Source organism: Rhizobium sp. AAP43 (assembly GCF_001296045.1).
GTDB lineage: Bacteria > Pseudomonadota > Alphaproteobacteria > Rhizobiales > Rhizobiaceae > Allorhizobium.
This window is the reverse complement of record NZ_LJHS01000005.1, coordinates 84,938-103,139: the sequence shown is the minus strand read 5'-3', so window position 1 is coordinate 103,139 and position 18,202 is coordinate 84,938. Positions and strand designations below refer to the sequence as shown.

The window sequence follows — 18,202 nt, the reverse complement described above, 5'->3', positions numbered from 1 at the left end:
GGTAAACCATGCGCAAGGCTCTTCCCCTCCTCGTCGTCCTGGCGGCTTCGGTCTCGATGCCGCTCCAGGCAAATGCTGCCGAGACGGGCGACCAGAGCGTCGCGCAGCTGACCGATGCCGTCACCGCACTCGGTCGGCGCCTTCAGCCGGCGAACACGCGGTTGCCGGATGCACGGGATCTTCTGGTCGGTCCGCTTGCAGTCGCCGTGCTGCCGCAGGACCGGCCCGTGCCGGCCCTCGACCAGCTCGCGGGAAAAGCCACGCTCGACATGATCCCCGCCGACTTCATGCTCGCACAATTGCGGCTGCAGGCCGGCGCCGGTTTCGACGCCAGCATGGAAAACGCAATTGCCGGCTCAGAAACGGAAGCGATCTTCATCAGCGCAGGCTCAATCAGCCTTCAGGAACTCGCGGACCGGGCCGGCGAACTCAAGTCCGGCGCAGTCGAACGTCGTGCCGACGGCATTCTCGTCCGGGTACCGATCGTCATCTGGCAGGATGCAGCCCTTGTTCTTGCAGAGGGTGACCGCCTGCTGCTCTCGACAGCGGATGGTGCCTTCGTTGCGAATTCGGGGCTGATCACCCTTGATCACGCAGCAATTTCTGGAACAGCCGAACGCAATTCCCGCCTCAATGCCTTCCGTCCCTTCGTCACCACCGTCAGGACTGGTGCCCTTCAAGCGCAGTCATCGAGCTTCTCAAATCTCGGCTATGGTGGCGTTGGCGCCACCGGCGGCATCAGCATCAGCGGTGCCCCGCTCTATCCGGCACGCCTGCGCTCGCATGTGACCAGTAGCATTTTCGCAGGGATCTCCTCCCTGTCCTTCTTCAACACGGCAGATGTTCTAGTCGCAGACAATCGCTTTGATGAAACGGATGGCCCCGCAATCGCCTTGAAGGGCGTCACTCGGGGCCAGATCCTGGGCAATGTGGTTACGAACACTCACAAAGCCCAGGCCATCGACATCCAGAACCGGTCGAGTGACATCGACATCAACGGCAATGTCATCCTCGACAGTCGGGGCACCGGCATCTTTCTTGCCAATGAGGTGAGCGACATCAAGATTGCCGGCAATATCCTCTCCGGCAACGGCCGCGGTGCGATCTCGATCGTCGAAGGCCGCTGCGTCGACATTTCCTCAAACATTGCGCTCACCAATGCCCAGGTCGGCATCAAGGTCAGGGCGAGCGACAGGCTATCGCTTTCGCACAATTCTCTCGTCGGCAATGCCGGCGCGGGAATCTCCGTGCTCGACCAAAGCGCTGGCGCGAGCCTTCAGCTTGCGAACAATTCCTTCTCTTCCAATCTCTCAGGCATCGACGGCGCCACCATCAGCCGGCTCGAGCTGAGCGGCAATGATTTCTCCCGACAGTCCCCCGTCATTCTCGACGGCGAGCTGTCTGCCCATACTGCCCACCTTCTCCAGGCTTCGGCCGGCAGACTGGACGGCAGCGGCCCCACCTTCACGATCAACCCATCCGGCGCGGGAAACTCCGCCGATTGCGAGCCCCGGAGTTGAAACCATGGTCTTTTCATCCGAGACTTTTATCTTCTTGTTCCTGCCGCTTTTCCTAGTGGCCTATTATCTCACTCCAGAGCGACTGCGATCATGGACGATCATGATCGGCTCCTACATCTTCTATTGCTGGTGGCGGGCCGACTATCTTCTGCTGTTCATCGCGGTGACGGCCTGGGCCTATGGCTGCGGCCTGCTCATCGACAGATGGGAAGGTCAGGCACGTGCCAAGACGACGCTGGTCATTGGCGTCACCGGCTGCCTGATCGTGCTGGGTATCTTCAAATACCTGAACTTCTTCATGGACAGCTTTGCCGCACTCCTCGGCACCACACCGGATCAACTCGGCTACCATTGGCAGCTGATCCTGCCGATCGGCGTGTCCTTTTACGTCTTCCACGCCATCGGCTATATCGTCGACGTCTACCGCAAGGACACGCCGGCCACGCGCAGCTTCGTCGACTTTGCTGCCTTCATGGCGCTCTTCCCGCACATGATCGCCGGCCCGGTTCTCCGCTTCCGTGACCTCACCGACCAGTTCGCCAAACGCGAACATTCCCTGCCGATCTTCACCTCGGGTCTTTACATCTTCACCATCGGCCTCGCCAAGAAGGTGCTGATCGCAGACACTGTGGCACCGGTCGCCGATCAGGTGTTCTCGCTTGCCAATCCGACCATGGTCGAATCCTGGCTCGGCGCGATCGCCTATATGCTCCAGCTCTACTTCGACTTCTCCGGCTATTCCGACATGGCCATCGGCCTGGCACTGATGATGGGCTTCCGCTTCAAGGCCAACTTCAACATGCCCTACCTCAGCCGGTCGATCACCGACTTCTGGCAGCGCTGGCACATCAGCCTCTCCACCTGGCTGCGCGACTACCTTTACATTCCGCTTGGCGGCAACCGCAAAGGTCCGCTGCGCACCTACCTCAACCTCTTCCTAGTCATGTTGCTCGGCGGCCTGTGGCACGGTGCAAACTGGACCTATGTCCTTTGGGGCGCATGGCATGGCGGCCTGCTCGCTGCCGAACGTTACACCGGCTGGGCGAAGACTTCCGCAACGAACATCCTTGCGATTCCCCTCACCCTCATCCTGGTGCTGATTGGCTGGGTCATGTTCCGCGCTGCCAATGTCCACGAGGCCTTCACCATCTACGGCGGCATGCTCGGCCTGAATGGCGTCACCCCTGGGATCGAGTTCCTCGCCAACGTTACCAGAGAAAACCTGGTCTTCATGATGGTCGCAATTGCAGCCGTCTTTGCAGAGCCGGTCTTCAAGAAGTTCGCCGATGCGGAAATCTCGCCGGCGGTCCACGGCCTCGAATTCAACGGCACGGGAACTGCAGTCGCCAAGCCGTCACTCACGCTGCCGCTCGTCATGGGGCTGCTGCTCGTTGTGACCGTGGCACGGCTCTCCGAACAGTCCGCTTCACCCTTCCTCTACTTCCAGTTCTGACAGGAGCAACGACATGGCCACGATACGCCAACATACCGCAACGCTGCTCGTCCCAACGATCTTCTTCGGCTACGCCCTCTATGCGAACTCGACGTTGCTGATCTCGTCCACGGCCACGGATGCACACGCGGCCGAAAACAAGAACCTTTCGCTGTCCTATGTGATCGACGGCGAAGCAACCCGCGACTTGGACGCCCTCTACAAGAAAGAATTGCCGCATCGGGAGCCCTCCGTCGGGGTGTTCGGAAACGCCCGCTACGCGGTTCTTGGCGCGGGCCGAAAGGGCGTGGTCATCGGTGACGACCACTGGTTCTTCACCACAGAAGAGTTCAAAAAGGTCTCGCAGGCTGACATCTCGGATGCCGTCGAACGGATCGACGGCATTCGCAAGCAACTGGCGGAGCGCGGCATTACCCTCGTCGTCGCGCCCCTTCCGGCAAAGTCTGACATCTATGCCGAAGAACTGCCGGGTAGCCTGCAAAGCAGCGCGATGGCGGATGCCTACGAGGCCTTTTCCTCTGCCCTTCGCGATAAGGGGCTCACCGTCGCGGATACACGCACGGCGCTGGTTCAGGCCAAGCCTTTCGACCCGGTCTTCCTCAAATCCGATACACACTGGACGCCCCATGGAGCCAAGGCGACCGCCGCCGCCATCCAGAGCACACTGCAGGCTGCTGGCCTAACCCTGCCCCAGCAACAGGTGACTGCGCAGTGGCAGACCCCGGTCTCGATCTGGGGCGATCTCACCCGCTACGTAACGTCGCCCGAATATGCACCGGCAGCCGGGCTGACCCAGGAAAACCTGCCGATCTATCGCACGACGGCCGAGAGCCCGGACGCGGGCGCAGATCTCTTCGGCGACAGTGCAGGCGCACCTGTCATGCTGGTCGGTACCAGCTACAGCGCCAATGAAAACTGGTCCTTCGTCGATTTCCTCAGGGAAAGCCTCTCGACCGACGTCGTCAATGTTGCCAAGGAGGGCCTTGGTCCCGGCGTGCCGATGCTGGACCTCCTGGAAGGCGGCGTGCTCGACGAAAGCAAGCCAAGCGTCGTGGTCTGGGAGTTTCCGGTGCGCTTTCTCGGCACCAAGACCCTTTGGAAGCGCGTAACCAGCGAACCGGAGGGCGGGCACCACAATGCGTAAGCAAACGCTGACCCTCTGCCTGTCTGCTCTCGTCTTGGCGACGGCGGTTCCCGCCGCCGCCCGGCCCCCGCACTTCGCCAAATGGCTCGAGCAGCGCAATGCACCGCCGGTAGATCCCAATGCGCCCAAGGCCAAGAAGTCCGGAAAACAGGGAGCCGCCTCGCACTTGCCGCCTGAGTTGCAGGAAGCCAGGGAACGCATGTTCGCCGGCAAGAGCGTGGAGTACGGGACACTGCAGAGGCTCGCAGACAGCGGCGATGGGGTTGCGGCCTTCAGGCTTGCAGAACGCATATCCGCAAAACAGAAGCCGGAACTGGCGACCCACGCGTTGCATTACTTCACTCTCGCCGTGACTGACAACCGCGGCTATGCGGTGCGCAATATGTTGCGCATCCTGGAGCAACCGGATCTGCAGTTGTCGCCCTCTCATCTCGCCGCCGCAGAAGCGGCCCTGACGCGACAGGCCGCCAAGGGCAATGCGCTCGCCGTCGACGGCCTGCTCGGCCTTTACACCAAGGGGCATCCCTTCGGCAGTAAGCCGGAACGGTTCGAAAAACTGCTCGCAGCCGGCGGCGCCGCGAGTGGCCAGATCGCTTACGGAATGGCCATCACCTTGCTTTCCGACCCCGACGCCTCAGCCGAAGACCGCGAAAAGGCCGGACGCTATCTGGCGATCGCTCGCGACAAGGGCAGCCTCGGCATGCAGGCGGCGGCCCACAATCTCCTTGCGCAGATGCAAACCCTGCAAACCCAGCCCCAAGCGGAGGTTCAACAATGACCTGCCGACCCAGCCAAGCTCTCGTATCGACCACCGCCATCGCCCTCGTATTGGCCGGCCTGTCAAGCGCCCCAGTCAGCGCTGAAGAGCCCAATGAAGGCCCCTCCGGCTTCGGTTGCCATGCTCTCGAAGACATAGCCGAACTGCAGATGATCGAAGGCAAGGACGGCATGTTCTTCCGCATCCTTGCGGATCTACGCCTTCAGCACGCCTTTACCGACCAGACCGTCGAGCGTCTGGCCGCAATGTCGAAGGCACTTGCAGCCCATGGAACCACGCTCGTTTATGTCCCGCTGCCCACCAAGTCCCAGGTGCATCCCGATCTTGTGCCGGAGCGTGCAGCGCTTTACGGCTTCGATGCCGGTATCGCATCCCAAGTCTATGACGATGTCGTCAGACGACTGGAGAAGAAGGGCGTCGTCGCAGTCGACATCGCCACGCCCATGCGCAGCGACAATCGTAGCCCCTCCGGCGACTATTCTTTCTTCAAGGCCGACTTCCACTGGACTGCACACGGTGCGGATGTCGCGGCAAAGGCAATCGGCGACAGGCTTAAGACCCTGCCTGCCTATGAAGACATCACCCCCGTTCGCTACGAGATGGAAGAGGTCATACCGGACCGTGAATCGTCCAGCATGCGCGACTTGCTGCAGAAGCACTGCCTGAAGAATGTGCCTCCGGTGACAGCCAAAGCCTATCGGGCCGTGCGCCAGGAAGATGCCGCAGCAGGCGGTGGGGGTCTGGACATCTTTGGAGCGGCGGAACACGCAACGACCGCATTGATCGGCACCAGTTACTCCGACAAGCCAATCAGCAACTTCGCCGACTTCCTGCAATATCGCACCGGGGTGCCGGTCGAGAACTACTCGATCTCGGGTGGTAACCAGTTCGGCTCGATCCTCTCTTACATTACCTCTCGCGAGTTTCAGGAAAGCCGGCCGCGCTTCTTGATCTGGGAAAACCCGATCTACAACAATCTCGGCCAGTACGGCGATGCGCCCTGGCAGGAAGTGCTCGCGGCAGCGGGCGGTGAGTGCACGACAAGCGTTGCGGCCACCCGCAAGGACGATCGTACCGTCGAGGCGGATCTCGCATCGATCAAGCTCTCACCCGGCGACGTACTGTTGGCTGATATCGGCCGTGACATCAGCCGCAAGGCGCAGTTCACATTCACAGGCACCGACGGCCAGAACCGCGTGCGCTCGGTCGAACGCGGTGACCGTCTGCGCAGCACCGGCCGCTATTTCCTCTCGCTCGGCGGCTTCCCCGCCGGCTCGTTCGGCAAGGTCTCCGTCTCGTTCGACGCCGCTGTCGACGAAACGACAACCCTGTCCATCTGCAAAACCAAGACTGGAGAACAATCATGAAGACGACGAACCTGCTCACACTGTCCGCCATGAGCCTCCTCGCCCTTTTGCCCCTTTCGACAATCACCATGGCAGACGATGGCGGTCTCTATGAAAAGCCGCTCGATCCCAATTCAGCCTTTGTGCGGGTGATTGCACCGAAGTCCTCCACGGCCTCGGTCAACAGCAGCGCATTCGACCAGTTGAAATCGGGCGTCTCCCCTTATGTTGCCGTCGCACCAGGTGAAATCTCGGTCTCCGCTGGCACCGGCGAAGGCAAGGTGGCGGCTGAAGCCGGAAAGTTCTATTCGGCCGTGCTTGCGGATGGGAAAATGGTCACCATCGAGGATGACATGACCAAAAACCCCGCCAAGGCCACATTGACCCTCTACAACCTGACTGAACGCGCCGATCTCGATCTCTTCGTTCCCCAGGCCGGCGCGGATGCGCTGTCCGACGTTGGAAGCGGCGGATCGAAGTCAGTCGCGCTGAGAGCACCCCTCAATGTCGATCTCGTGGTCCGCGAAGGCGATGCCGAACTGGCCAAGCTCGACAAGGTGGAATTCAAGCGCCTCGCCGGCGTCACGGTGATCGTGACCGGCACCGGCAATGACGTCAGCGCCGTCGCCGTCTCCAGCACCATCGCCCGCTAAGTCCCATTGAGCCTCCGGAGGTGACCCCCATGACGATTTCACATATTGCCAAATCGCTGCTGCTGGCAGGCGTGATGACGGTAGCCACCGGAACGCCCGGCCGGGCCGAGCCTATCAATGTCCGCTTTCAGCCGCCGAACATCCAGCTGCCAAAAGCCGGGAGCTGCACGCCGCGCATCCGCGATGAAGACATGATCGCGGAATGGACGGCTTGGGACCAGAAAGCCCTGCCGGACCGCAAGGTCTATGCGATCACCCGAGACATGAACCGAATGCGCGATCTTGACGCTCGCCGTTTCGAGCCTGTCATCAACCGTATCCGTGCGCTCTTGCCGACAGTCAAGGCGGACTACGATGACAAGGCGGCACTGTTCGACCAGGTCAAGCTGATGCTGGCCAAGGGTGAAAGCGAAAAAGTGCGCCAGGATGGCATGGTGGCGAGCCTTCTCGCAGCCGGCGGCCATGCGGCAGGCGCACTCAACACGCTTGCCGATTACCTGATCGATGGCAAGGGCATCGAGGCCGACCGGGCACGCGGCCTGAAGCTGAAGGTGGAAGCTGCCTATGGCGGCAGCGCCGATGCGATCCTCGATCTCGCGCGCCTCACCAATGACGGTGAGACGGTCGACGGCTGGCGGATCCAGCCGGACCTCGCCGTCAACATGGCATTCGGGGCCCTTGTTGGCGTCCTCGATGAAGGTATCTGCGACCGGATGAGCCGGATCGCCCGTGAATATGAAGACGGCAGCGTCGTCGTGCAGGATTATAACCTTACCCAGGCCTGGTATCGTTTCGCCGCAGACCTTGGCGATTCAACTGCAGCCTGGAAGGTTGCCGAACTCAACCTTCTCAGCGAGACCGTCGAGAAGGACAATGCAGTCCTGGTCAAGTACCTCACCATGGCTGCGGATGGCGGCAACATGTCGGCCATTCTCGAACTGGGACGCCTCTATGCAGAAGGCGCGCTGGTCCCGCGTGACCGGGACAGGGCATTGGCCCTTTACCGTCAGGCCGAGGATTTGGGCAACCAGGCAGGCCTCGTCAAACAGGCGCAGCTTCTCGAAGAAACCAAGGATACATCGGCCGCCGACCTCCAGTCTTATGAAGACGTGTTGCGGCGTTTGACGGAAGCGAAGGATCCGCCATCCTTCGCCTTCACACGACTGGCTCGCCTTGTTCAGGCCAAGAGCGGCATCTGGAACCCCTCACCCGAGGTCCGCAGCCTGCTTGAGAAGGCAGTGGCAGGCGGTGACATCGAAGGCGGTATCGATTTGGCCGAGCTGCTGTTGAGACATGATCTCGAACCGTCCACGGTGACGCGCGCAACCGACCTCCTCGCTCGAGCGATCCACATCAACGGTGAAATCAACGCAATCGCCAAGCTGCAGAAAGTACATCTCTGCGTCGATCCTTCCGGTCCTGACTTCGCTGCCGCGGCTTACTGGGGGGATGTGGAGGCCGGCGCCGGGAACAAGACGCTGGACCTCGATCCGGAGCAGATCGATAAGCTGCCCGAGCTCAACGACCCCTACCTTATCGCGGCCATTCAAACGCAGGCCCTCTACGGTCGTGCAAGCGCCCTTGCGCTTTACCAGCGCTACCTGAAAACGGCCGGTTACTCCGATCAGGTTCTCCGCTTCTGGGACCAGCGCGCGCAGCTGCGACGCGGCGCGACGGTCGAGGGCATGCTGATCGAATTCAAGCAGAACGTCGAGCGCGGTGCGCTCGACAAGGCGCGCCGCAGCATTCACCTGACAAGTGATGCACTCACCGTCGATGCCGGCCTGAGCTTTGCCCACTTTCTGGTGAAGAACTATGCGGGAGATCACGACAGCATGGTCTTGGCGAAGGAAATCCTCGTCCCTCTCGCCGAGGGTGGCGCCGGACGCGCAGTCCAGCTGCTGATGGAAATCGACGCGAACGACACCAGCATCCCGTCCCCGGTTACAACCTATCGGCCAGTGATGCAGGAACGGGGTGACATGACGGCACAGCTTCTTCTGGCGGAACAGAGCACTGATGAGACGGAAAAGGGCCTCTACTACCAGCGCGCCATCAGTGCCCAGCGTTGCGACTATGACGACACGATGGCGCTCGCCGACTATGCCCTGAAACATCGTAAGCAGGATGCGGAACGCTGGCTGTCTATCGCAGCCAACATTGCCAGCGACGACGGCTGGCGCAAGGTGAAGATCGCCGACACCTATGCCTCGATGAAGACCGAGCAAGGCCGCAAGATAGCTTCCAAGCTCTATGCCGAGGCGAAGGATGCCGGCGAACCTGCCGCATACTATCGCTTGATTGCCACCTATGCCGATGAAACCTCTCCGGAATTCGATCTCGCGAAAGCCTCTGCGATGTTCACCGAACTGGTGCGCATATCCGATATCAAGGATGTACCGCAGAAACTCGTGATGCTTGGCAAAATGGATCCGCAGATCCGCCAGGCCGTCTCGCAGCAGATCGACATTCGTGATCTCTACCAGCAGGCGGCAGCCGTCGGACAGCCGGTGGCCATGCGCGAATTGGCCAAGCTGATGCGTGGCGAAACCGATGCCAAGGCATCCGCCGAGCAAGCCTTCGAATGGCTGAAGAAGTCCGCCGAAGCGGGCGATGGGGAAGCCATGTATCTCCTGTCGCAATCCTATGCCTTTGGCTCTGGCACCGAACCACGGCTGGATGCGGCACAACACTGGATGGCGGAGGCTGCAAAGGCCGGATACCCGGCCGCCACCGCGATCCTGAAGCTCAACACCGCAAAAACGGAGGGCTGATCCTTGCCCCTATCCATGACCAGAAAAGGCTGCGGCATCGTCCTCGGCACAGTCCTCGCCCTGTCCCTCACGCCCCTGGCCACCCGAGAGGCCGAAGCGGCGTCAGACGTGTGCTTCACGGTTCCGCAGCCGGTCATGAGCCTCGGTTTCGGCAGCCGCTACGAGGCGGCTTCCAAGGCAAGAACGGATCTCGACGAGGAGTCCGATGCCGCGGTCACCAAAGCCCTGAAGCCGATCGACAAGTTCATTCAGAATCTGTCGCGCGAGGTCACCCGCGCATCAGCCAAGGATGATCCGACCATCAAGCGTGCCCATCAGCGCTGCGTCATCGACGCCGTGCATAAATGGGCCTCCGCCGATGCCTTGAATGATATGCGGACCTTCAATGCCAAGCTGGCAGTGCCCTCGCGGATCGGCGGCATTGCCATCGCCTATGCCGAGGTCCGCAACACGGTCCCGGGCCTCGAGATCAAGCAGAAGGTGATTGAGAACTGGCTGAGCCGCCGTGCGAAGGAGACCGTCTACTTCTTCGACAACGAGGCGACTGAGGGCGCAAGCCGCAACAATCTTCGCGCCTGGGCAAGCCTTGCCGTCGGAGAAGTCGGCAACCTCACCAAGAACAGGGAATTCGTCGAATGGGCGATCCTGAGCAACCGCACAATGATCGAAGGTGCGTCTGCCAATGGCAGCCTGCCGCTGGAAATGAACCGCAAGCAATACGCCCTGCACTACCAGCTTCACGCCATGTCGCCGCTGATGACCTCGGTGGCGCGCCTGTGTGACCAGGGTTATGGCAAGGGGGGAGCCGACTTTGACAAGCTCGCGACCATGGCGAGGTTCTCGGTGAGAGCCGTCAAGGATCCGACAATCGTCCAGAAGATCAATGGTCGCAGTCAGACGGTGAAACCGGGCATCAAGGAGAACCTGTCAGCGCTCGCGTGGATGGAGCCCTATGTGGCCCTGACCGGCGACGAGATGTTCGAGCGACAGTTCGCGGCATACCGGGATCTGTCCAACTCCAAGCTCGGCGGCAATCTCACCGATCTCTACGCCAATCGACAGGTAAGCTGCACCATCTCCGCCAGCAACTGAGCGGGCGATGTTTACTCTGAGGTAAGGCGGATCTTGTGGCCGATCAGCGGCACGTTGCGCGGCGCGCGCGCGATGCCTTGATCTTCTTTCCAATCTGACACTTCGAGGGAGACAAGCGCCTTCACGGAATCCCATTCCAGCGCGCGCCCGTGCGTTCCGGCAAGGGCGTCTTGCAGACGGCTCAACAGGTCGTCCGTCAGAGTAGTATTGTTTGGCTGCGGCACCTCGGGATCCTCCAAGATCATGATGGTCCGAAAACTACGTTTTTAAAAGCGAATTGCCGCCATTTCTGGCGGCAAAGACTTAAAGGAGTCACAATTTCGCGTGAACGTTGCATCCGAGGGCCGGACTGTCTTTGCTCATGTTGAACAAAGGATGAGCGAGACAAGTCAAATGCGCGGCTAAGTGTCAGCCGCGCCCTTCGCATCAGGCAGCCATGCCCCAGGAGGCAGGATCATCTTCGCCGAACATGCGTTCCAGGCTGAGGAAGCAGATCATGCTCTTCTCGTGGGCAATGATACCATCCGAGAATGCTGCACTCGAACCGGTTGCCGCAGGCAAAGGCTGCAATGTGCTTCCAGCGACGGTGAGGATATCGGAAACGCCATCTACCAGAAGACCAACCGTCATGCCGTTGACCTCGGTGACCACTACGGCGCTGCGCTCGGTCGCCTGAGCGGCCGGCATGCCGAGCTTGACCGCGAGATCGACGATCGGGATGACCGTTCCACGCAGGTTCATGACGCCCAGCACTTCATAAGGCGAATGCGGAATGGGCGTGACCGGAGCCCAACCGCGAATTTCGCGGATCGACGTGGTCTTCACGCAGAATTCCTGCTGATGAAGCCGGAAAGCGATGATTTCGAGTGCATCCGCAGCATTTGAATGGGAATTCATCCGCAGTCTCTCCCGTGAGCAAGCCGCTCACCCTCTGTGGGGTGCAGTCTGTCTGCACCCGCCATCTGTTGAACCGGTACGGTGATTCTATCCGCGGGCAATTAAAGAATCTCTAAAACAACTACGCATATCCACTGGATATGCTGGGCCTTAGGAATTGCCGAGGTTTTGCTCCGCAAGGCTCGCGTAAAGAGCAATCTGTCCTGCGCACCAAGTCTGAAATTCCCAGACGAGATCCGGGTCGATCGTATCCACCCGACCAGCACGAATTAAAAACAAGTCGCGCTCGGCAGCCCGTTTCAACAGATTGCCGATATGCTGGCGGGAAACCTGGAAACGCATGGCCAAGGACTGGTAGGTCAGGGGTAGATCCCAGGCACCGTCTTCGGCATGACTGGCGAGAGAGGCGCCGATGACGGCGCACAGAACCAGATAGCCGCTGTCATGGTCGGTAAACTCAGAGACGATACGAAACGGCGCAAGATAGATGTCGGCTTCCACAAAGGCCTTCTGGGCTGCGGCCAGGCATCGGGCGAGTGTCACCGTATCCTGACGCAATCGCTGCGCCGAGGAAGCGCTGACCCCGTCCAGTTGCCCCGCCGCCTCAAGGAATGCAAGCGGCGAGCGCGCGACTTCCGCAATCAGCAGATCTGATGGCTGAAGTCGGAGCGTTCGCAGATCCCTGTTGTTCTGGACGGCACGGACATAGCCACCGGCCCGCAAGCCCGAGATGAGCTCACTCACTTGCCGCGGGCTGCTGGGGACAGCGGCCTGAAGGCTCTTCATCGTGGGCGGTGGTGCGATCCCGGACAGATATTGGGCATGCATGGCAACCAGCGTATAGCAGGTGATATAGCGGAATTTCTGCGCAAAAATCTTGTTGCTCGGCCACGCATGAGCCTGCGCTCCCGTCATGCTGCGGCAATAGTCGAAGACAACCTGCGAAAAATTCGGCTGCTCGATCAACCGTGCAGCGCGAAGCCAGAGAGGGTGTTCCCCATGCTGCTCGACACTTGAATGGAGCAATCGCGATCGCGCCGAAAGAACCTCCGGCACTGCATTGGGATCCGCCATGCGCTCCTCCAACAACCTAGTGTCGTATGAAGGGGAAAGTGCACCCTATGTCGAGTGCAAAATTTCGCGATTCAGTCTTGGCAAGACATCAGACCAGGCCGGTCATCTGATAGACGGCCGCACAGCGCTGGCCGGAGGCGCAGTAAGCCAGAACCGGACCATCCTTGGCAGAAAGCACGTCCTTCAGCTTGCGAGCCTGATCAAGCGAAACCTCGCCGGGGATGACCGGAATATGGATGAACTCGATCCCCAGAGCGGAGCCGGCCTTCTCCATGTCATCAAAACGCGGCTGCTCAAACCCCTCATTGTCAGGTCGCATGCAGACCACAGTCCTATAGCCCGCTTCCGCCACCTGCTGGAGGTGGCTCGGAGAAAGCTGTCCCGTGACATGAAAATTCTGATCGATGCTGCGAATGCTCATGGCGAAACAACCTCCAGGTTGAAAATGGAAATAAATCTACGTTATTTCGTATATACTATTAATCACATATTTTTTCAAGAGACCCCGGCGACTTGAAAATCAGTTCAGGCACCGATACATTCGTATGTATGAAGATAGATCCTGAAGCAATGAAAGCCGGCGCCGATCTGGCAAGCGAACTGTTGAAATCGCTGTCAAATCGCTATCGCCTGCTGATCCTCTGCCGCCTGTCGGACGGCGAACACTCAGTCGGCCAGCTGGCAGAATTTCTCGGAATCCGGGACAGCACGGTCTCGCAGCATCTCGCGCTTTTGCGGCGTGAGAAGGTGATTTCCGGACGGCGCGATGGCCAGACCATCTGGTATCGGATCGAAAGTGAGCCAGCGCGCGCCGTCATCGCCACGCTCTACGCCAACTTTTGCCAGTCGAGTGAATGCGCCGCCTGAGCGCGGCCTGACAGCACTATAATCGACCACAGCCCCCTTCGAAGACGCGGTTGTCCAGCGGCTTGACTTTCGTGGATCTAGTATATACATAATATCGTAGATATGAATGTTTAGGAGAAACCCATGTCTCTCGACCGCGCGATCCTCATCTTTGCAGGCGTCATGATTTTCCTGTCCCTGCTTCTCACCCACTTCGTTCATCCCGGTTTCGTCTGGCTCACCGCTTTTATCGGGTTCAACTTGATCCAGTCGGCGTTCACCGGCTTCTGCCCGGCGGCCATTGTTTTCCGCAAGCTCGGCCTGCGGTCGGGCAGCGCTTTCTGAAGGACACAGACAAGATGAACAGGTCCCTGATCACGCTGCTCCTCGCCACGACCACCATGGCTTTGTCTGCGGCTCATGCAGCCGAGATTGTGGTGGCTCCGGTCGAGATTGCAGAAACCAAGGCCGTCTACGGCCAGATCCAGCCCCGCAACAGCGTTGCAGCACGGGCCCGGATCGGTGGAACCGTGATCGAGTTGGCCGTCACGGAAGGCGATCAGGTGAAGGCCGGCGACATCATAGCCCGGATCAAAGACGACAAGATCGACTTCCAGGTCCAGGCCGTGGAGGCCCAGCTATTGGGCCTCCAGGCGTCGCTGCGGGATGTCGATGTCGAACTGGACCGCGCCGAGCGCCTATTGCGCAGCGGCTCGATTACAGCCCAGCGTCTGGACCAGTTGCGCACCCAGCGCGACGTCACGACAAACCAGATCGGCGCGGCCGAGGCTCAGCGCTCCCTTCTCCTGCAGCAAGCGAAAGAAGGGGCTGTGCTGTCTCCGGCCGATGGCCGCATCATCTCGGTCCCGGTCACCCGCCAGTCGGTGGTAATGGGCGGCGAAACGATCGCGACCATCGCCGGTGGTGGTTTCTTCCTCCGTCTGGCCATCCCCGAACGCCATGCCGCAAGTCTTGTCGAAGGCGCATCAATCAGCATCGGAACGGCTGGAGACGCCCTGACAGGTCGCCTTGCCAAGGTTTATCCCTCGATTGAAGGTGGGCGGGTAACGGCCGATGTCGAAGTCGAAGGGCTGGATACCCGCTATGTCGCCGCCCGCGTCCCCGTGGACGTGCCGATTGGCAAGCGGCAGGCATTGCTGGTTCCAGAAAACGCCCTGACCAGCAAGGCCGGCGTCGACTTCCTTACTCTGCGCGAAGGTGAGGCGACCGTACAGCGGACCGTTGTCACCGGCGAGAAACGCAAGCTCAACGGAAAAACACAGGTCGAGATCCTGACCGGCCTTGCCGCCGGCGACATCGTGGTGACGCCATGAGCCGCGACGACAAGACCAACGCCACCACTACCGAACCCTTGACGGACATGCCGCAGGGCAAGCTCGGCATTGCCGGCGCCCTCACCCGCGCCTTCATCAGGTCGCCACTCACTCCGCTCTTCCTGATCGCGGCCTTCGCCTTCGGCCTCGTCGCCCTCATCTCGCTACCGCGCGAGGAGGAGCCGCAGATCTCCGTGCCCATGGTGGATATCATCGTTCAGGCACCCGGCCTCAACGCCGCCGATGCTGAAAAGCTGATCACCGAGCCACTCGAAACCATCGTCAAGAGCATCAACGACGTCGAGCACATCTACTCGCAGTCGATGGACAACCAGGTCATGGTTACCGCACGCTTCCTCGTCGGCACATCCGCGGATGCCGCCGTGCTGCGCGTCCATGATCGGGTCCGCGCCAATATGGACCGCATTCCCGTCGGCATTGCCGAGCCGAAGGTGGTCGGGCGCGGCATCGACGACGTGGCCATCGTCACGCTGACCTTATCGCCGGATGTCGGCGCAGCGGCCAGTGTAAGCGCCAATGATATCACCCGGATCGTCCGCGAAGTCCGCAATGAAATCGCCAAGGTCAACAATGTCGGCCTGACCTATCTCGTCGGGGAGACCAGCGAAATCATCCGGGTCTCGCCACAGCCTGAAAAGCTGGCGCTTTACGGCATTACCCTACAGCAGCTGGCCGGAAAGGTGGGCGGCGCCAACACGGCAATGCCGGCCGGACAGGTTCGCGATCAGGGCAACCAGATCGACGTGATCGCCGGCGAGACGCTGTCGACCCCGCTCGCCATCGGCAATCTGCTGCTCACCACACGGGACGGGCGCCCCGTTTATGTCCGGGATGTGGCGTCAATCGAATTTGCGACCGACACGGCCGAGGCTCGGGTCTCGACCCTGAGACGCCAAGGTGATGCGATCGAGCGCACCCCATCCGTAACGCTCGCCATCGCCAAGCGGGCCGGCTCGAACGCCGTCGTCGTTGCGGAAACCGTTCTGGAACGCGTCGAAGCGCTGAAGGGCAAACTCATTCCGGACGATATCCAGGTCGAGGTTACCCGGGACTATGGGGAAACGGCCAATGAGAAGGCCAATGAACTTCTCTATCATCTGGGCCTTGCCACCGTGTCGATCATCGCTCTGGTCTGGTTGGCGATCGGTCGCCGTGAAGCGCTTGTGGTTGCCATCGTCATTCCAATCACAATCCTGCTCACCCTGTTTGCCTCCTGGCTGATGGGGTACACGCTGAACCGCGTCTCGCTGTTCGCGTTGATCTTTTCGATTGGTATCCTGGTCGATGACGCCATTGTCGTGATCGAGAACATCGCCCGGCACTGGGGCATGGGCGACGGGCGCAGCCGTGAGCGAAGCGCCATCGAAGCCGTCGCGGAAGTTGGTAACCCGACGATTGTCGCAACGCTGACGGTCGTGGCCGCCCTCCTGCCCATGCTCTTCGTCTCAGGCATGATGGGTCCCTATATGAGCCCCATTCCGGCCAATGCCTCGGCCGCGATGATCTTCTCCTTCTTCGTCGCCGTGATCGTCACGCCCTGGCTGATGCTGAAAGTCTCGGGCAATGCGCCCGTCCATGCCGGGAGTGGTCATGGTGATGATGCAGGAGGCCTGCTCGGTCGCGGCTATGCAGCCGTCGCCGGGCCGATCCTTGCCTCCAAGGCCCGCAGCTGGACCTTCCTTTTGCTGGTCGGTCTGTTGACCCTTGGCTCGCTGACCCTCTTCTACACGCAGCACGTCACCGTTAAGCTCCTGCCCTTCGATAACAAGTCGGAGCTGCAGGTCACTATCGACCTGCCGGAAGGCGCATCGGTCGAGGCAACGGATGCCGTTGCCCAGGCAATCGGCGCGATCACGCTGCAATTGCCGGAGGTCATGACGGTCCAGACCCATGCGGGCACCGCCGCCCCCTTCAACTTCAACGGGCTCGTCCGCCATTCCTATATGCGTGCCGCCCCCCATCAGGGCGACGTTGCGGTCAACTTGAGCCCCAAATCGACGCGGGACCGGTCAAGCCATGACATCGCCCTTGACATCCGCGCGCGGATGAAGACCCTCGACGTCCCGGCCGGCACCAGCCTCAAAGTTGTGGAGCCGCCACCGGGGCCGCCGGTCATGGCCACTCTGCTCGCCGAAATCTACGGACCGACACCGGAGATCCGCCGCGCAGTGGCTGCAAAGGTTGAAACCGCGTTCCGGTCGGTGCCCTTTATCGTCGACGTCGACAACTCCTATGGCGTCGAGGCTCCGCGCAAGCGGCTGCTGGTTTCGACCGATGACGCCGAATTCTACCGCGTTGAGGAAGGCGATGTCTTCGACACCATCGCGATCCTGTCGAATGGCAAGACGATCGGCTACTCCCATCGTGGCGAAGGCCGCCCGCCAATCCCGATCCGCCTCGAGCGGGCCAAGGGCGAAAAGATGATCGACGAGACCTTCCTGACCACGCCAATTCCGGCCAACACACTCCCCGGCAACCGGGGCGTGGTCGAGCTCGGTGACGTCGTGCGTGTGGTGGATGAAAAGACCTCGCTGCCGATCTTCCGCCACAACGGCGTCAGCGCCGAAATGGTGACGGCGGAACTTGCCGGCGCCTTCGAGGCACCGCTTTACGGCATGCTCGCCGTGCAGAAAGCGATTGATGCACAGGACTGGACGGGCTTGCCGAAGCCGGTGATCTCGCTCAACGGCCAACCCCACAGCGAAGACGAGGCGACCCTGCTCTGGGACGGCGAATGGGAAGTGACCTGGGTGACCTTCCGCGACATGGGCGCCGCCTTCATGATCGCGCTTCTCGGCATCTATATCCTCGTCGTCGCCCAATTCGGCTCCTTCAAGGTTCCGCTGGTAATCCTGACCCCGGTGCCACTGACGTTCATCGGTATCCTCGGCGGACACTGGCTGTTCGGCGCGCCCTTCTCGGCAACTTCGATGATCGGCTTCATCGCGCTCGCCGGCATTATCGTGCGCAACTCGATCCTTCTGGTCGACTTCATCCGCCATGCCGACCACTCGGGAAGGACCCTGACCGACGTCCTGATCGAAGCCGGCTCCATCCGGTTCAAGCCAATCCTGCTGACGGCGCTTGCCGCCATCATCGGTGCCGCCGTGATCCTGACCGATCCGATCTTCCAGGGTCTCGCGATCTCGCTGCTCTTCGGCCTGATCTCCTCGACGCTGCTGACCGTTCTGGTCATCCCGGCGATCTATCGGGTTCTGAGAACCTGACGCCAACGGCCTCGACATCTCCCCTTGAACCGGTGGAGGTCGA

At 60.7% G+C, this 18,202-nt stretch carries 16 protein-coding genes; 12 read left to right on the top strand and 4 right to left on the bottom strand.

The features are described from left to right. The first annotated feature begins 8 nt into the window (after nt 1-8). From IP76_RS03980 to IP76_RS03945, 8 genes are read left to right on the top strand one after another with little or no spacing between them, the layout of a single operon-like run. Nucleotides 9-1,520, top strand: coding sequence for a right-handed parallel beta-helix repeat-containing protein (locus tag IP76_RS03980; RefSeq protein ID WP_054156896.1), 1,512 nt, complete (start codon nt 9-11; stop codon nt 1,518-1,520). 4 nt (nt 1,521-1,524) lie between these two features. Then, nucleotides 1,525-2,973 (top strand): MBOAT family protein, encoded by a 1,449-nt coding sequence (locus IP76_RS03975; RefSeq protein WP_054156895.1) that lies wholly within the window; start codon nt 1,525-1,527, stop codon nt 2,971-2,973. 13 nt (nt 2,974-2,986) lie between these two features. After that, the gene (locus IP76_RS03970) at nt 2,987-4,117 is read left to right on the top strand and encodes an alginate O-acetyltransferase (protein ID WP_054156894.1); all 1,131 of its coding nucleotides are present in this window, start codon (nt 2,987-2,989) and stop codon (nt 4,115-4,117) included. 34 nt (nt 4,118-4,151) lie between these two features. Further along, nucleotides 4,152-4,895, top strand: coding sequence for a hypothetical protein (locus IP76_RS03965; protein ID WP_156318463.1), 744 nt, complete (start codon nt 4,152-4,154; stop codon nt 4,893-4,895). Next, nucleotides 4,892-6,262: an alginate biosynthesis protein gene (locus IP76_RS03960; protein ID WP_054156892.1), complete on the top strand. Its 1,371-nt coding sequence runs from the start codon at nt 4,892-4,894 to the stop codon at nt 6,260-6,262. The genes IP76_RS03965 and IP76_RS03960 overlap by 4 nt, the downstream gene beginning before the upstream one ends. Further along, nucleotides 6,259-6,894 carry an alginate O-acetyltransferase AlgF gene (locus IP76_RS03955; protein ID WP_054156891.1) on the top strand — a complete coding sequence of 212 codons (636 nt, stop codon included), beginning with the start codon at nt 6,259-6,261 and terminating at the stop codon, nt 6,892-6,894. The genes IP76_RS03960 and IP76_RS03955 overlap by 4 nt, the downstream gene beginning before the upstream one ends. A gap of 29 nt (nt 6,895-6,923) precedes the next feature. Further along, nucleotides 6,924-9,668 carry a tetratricopeptide repeat protein gene (locus IP76_RS03950; protein WP_054156890.1) on the top strand — a complete coding sequence of 915 codons (2,745 nt, stop codon included), beginning with the start codon at nt 6,924-6,926 and terminating at the stop codon, nt 9,666-9,668. Between the two features lie 3 nt (nt 9,669-9,671). After that, nucleotides 9,672-10,760 carry an alginate lyase family protein gene (locus IP76_RS03945; RefSeq protein ID WP_245281379.1) on the top strand — a complete coding sequence of 363 codons (1,089 nt, stop codon included), beginning with the start codon at nt 9,672-9,674 and terminating at the stop codon, nt 10,758-10,760. An 11-nt stretch (nt 10,761-10,771) separates the two neighbouring features. On the opposite strand, the gene IP76_RS03940 is transcribed toward IP76_RS03945, so the two are convergent. The 4 genes from IP76_RS03940 to IP76_RS03925 form a co-directional block, all read right to left on the bottom strand. Next, a complete protein-coding gene (locus IP76_RS03940) occupies nt 10,772-11,005 on the bottom strand; it encodes a hypothetical protein (RefSeq protein ID WP_082352397.1) in 234 nt (77 codons plus the stop codon). Nucleotides 11,006-11,186: 181 nt separating this feature from the next. Further along, complete coding sequence (locus IP76_RS03935) at nt 11,187-11,657, bottom strand: chemotaxis protein CheW (RefSeq protein ID WP_054156888.1); 471 nt, start codon at nt 11,655-11,657, stop codon at nt 11,187-11,189. Between the two features lie 150 nt (nt 11,658-11,807). Further along, nucleotides 11,808-12,731 (bottom strand): hypothetical protein, encoded by a 924-nt coding sequence (locus IP76_RS03930; protein ID WP_054156887.1) that lies wholly within the window; start codon nt 12,729-12,731, stop codon nt 11,808-11,810. Between the two features lie 88 nt (nt 12,732-12,819). Next, on the bottom strand, nt 12,820-13,152 hold the full coding sequence (locus tag IP76_RS03925) for a TIGR01244 family sulfur transferase (protein ID WP_054156886.1): 333 nt from the start codon (nt 13,150-13,152) through the stop codon (nt 12,820-12,822). Between the two features lie 128 nt (nt 13,153-13,280). Here IP76_RS03925 and IP76_RS03920 point away from each other — a divergent pair, with 128 nt between their 5' ends. From IP76_RS03920 to IP76_RS03905, 4 genes are all read left to right on the top strand, one after another. Then, nucleotides 13,281-13,598, top strand: a complete 318-nt coding sequence (locus tag IP76_RS03920) for a helix-turn-helix transcriptional regulator (RefSeq protein ID WP_054156885.1) — start codon at nt 13,281-13,283, stop codon at nt 13,596-13,598. Between the two features lie 123 nt (nt 13,599-13,721). Next, nucleotides 13,722-13,922, top strand: coding sequence for a DUF2892 domain-containing protein (locus tag IP76_RS03915; RefSeq protein WP_054156884.1), 201 nt, complete (start codon nt 13,722-13,724; stop codon nt 13,920-13,922). A gap of 14 nt (nt 13,923-13,936) precedes the next feature. Further along, complete coding sequence (locus IP76_RS03910; protein WP_054156883.1) at nt 13,937-14,911, top strand: efflux RND transporter periplasmic adaptor subunit; 975 nt, start codon at nt 13,937-13,939, stop codon at nt 14,909-14,911. A gap of 47 nt (nt 14,912-14,958) precedes the next feature. Continuing rightward, entirely contained in the window at nt 14,959-18,159 is a 3,201-nt protein-coding gene (locus IP76_RS03905; RefSeq protein WP_156318488.1) for an efflux RND transporter permease subunit, read from the top strand. Nucleotides 18,160-18,202 lie beyond the last annotated feature (43 nt).

Excerpts from the sequence above, each read along its gene's own strand:
- IP76_RS03980 (WP_054156896.1), top strand. The coding sequence starts at position 9 with ATGCGCAAGGCTCTTCCCCTCCTCGTCGTCCTGGCGGCTTCGGTCTCG.
- IP76_RS03975 (WP_054156895.1), top strand. The coding sequence starts at position 1,525 with ATGGTCTTTTCATCCGAGACTTTTATCTTCTTGTTCCTGCCGCTTTTC.
- IP76_RS03970 (WP_054156894.1), top strand. The coding sequence starts at position 2,987 with ATGGCCACGATACGCCAACATACCGCAACGCTGCTCGTCCCAACGATC.
- IP76_RS03960 (WP_054156892.1), top strand. The coding sequence starts at position 4,892 with ATGACCTGCCGACCCAGCCAAGCTCTCGTATCGACCACCGCCATCGCC.
- IP76_RS03955 (WP_054156891.1), top strand. The coding sequence starts at position 6,259 with ATGAAGACGACGAACCTGCTCACACTGTCCGCCATGAGCCTCCTCGCC.
- IP76_RS03950 (WP_054156890.1), top strand. The coding sequence starts at position 6,924 with ATGACGATTTCACATATTGCCAAATCGCTGCTGCTGGCAGGCGTGATG.
- IP76_RS03940 (WP_082352397.1), bottom strand. The coding sequence starts at position 11,005 with ATGATCTTGGAGGATCCCGAGGTGCCGCAGCCAAACAATACTACTCTG.
- IP76_RS03935 (WP_054156888.1), bottom strand. The coding sequence starts at position 11,657 with ATGAATTCCCATTCAAATGCTGCGGATGCACTCGAAATCATCGCTTTC.
- IP76_RS03930 (WP_054156887.1), bottom strand. The coding sequence starts at position 12,731 with ATGGCGGATCCCAATGCAGTGCCGGAGGTTCTTTCGGCGCGATCGCGA.
- IP76_RS03925 (WP_054156886.1), bottom strand. The coding sequence starts at position 13,152 with ATGAGCATTCGCAGCATCGATCAGAATTTTCATGTCACGGGACAGCTT.
- IP76_RS03920 (WP_054156885.1), top strand. The coding sequence starts at position 13,281 with ATGAAGATAGATCCTGAAGCAATGAAAGCCGGCGCCGATCTGGCAAGC.
- IP76_RS03915 (WP_054156884.1), top strand. The coding sequence starts at position 13,722 with ATGTCTCTCGACCGCGCGATCCTCATCTTTGCAGGCGTCATGATTTTC.
- IP76_RS03910 (WP_054156883.1), top strand. The coding sequence starts at position 13,937 with ATGAACAGGTCCCTGATCACGCTGCTCCTCGCCACGACCACCATGGCT.
- IP76_RS03905 (WP_156318488.1), top strand. The coding sequence starts at position 14,959 with ATGCCGCAGGGCAAGCTCGGCATTGCCGGCGCCCTCACCCGCGCCTTC.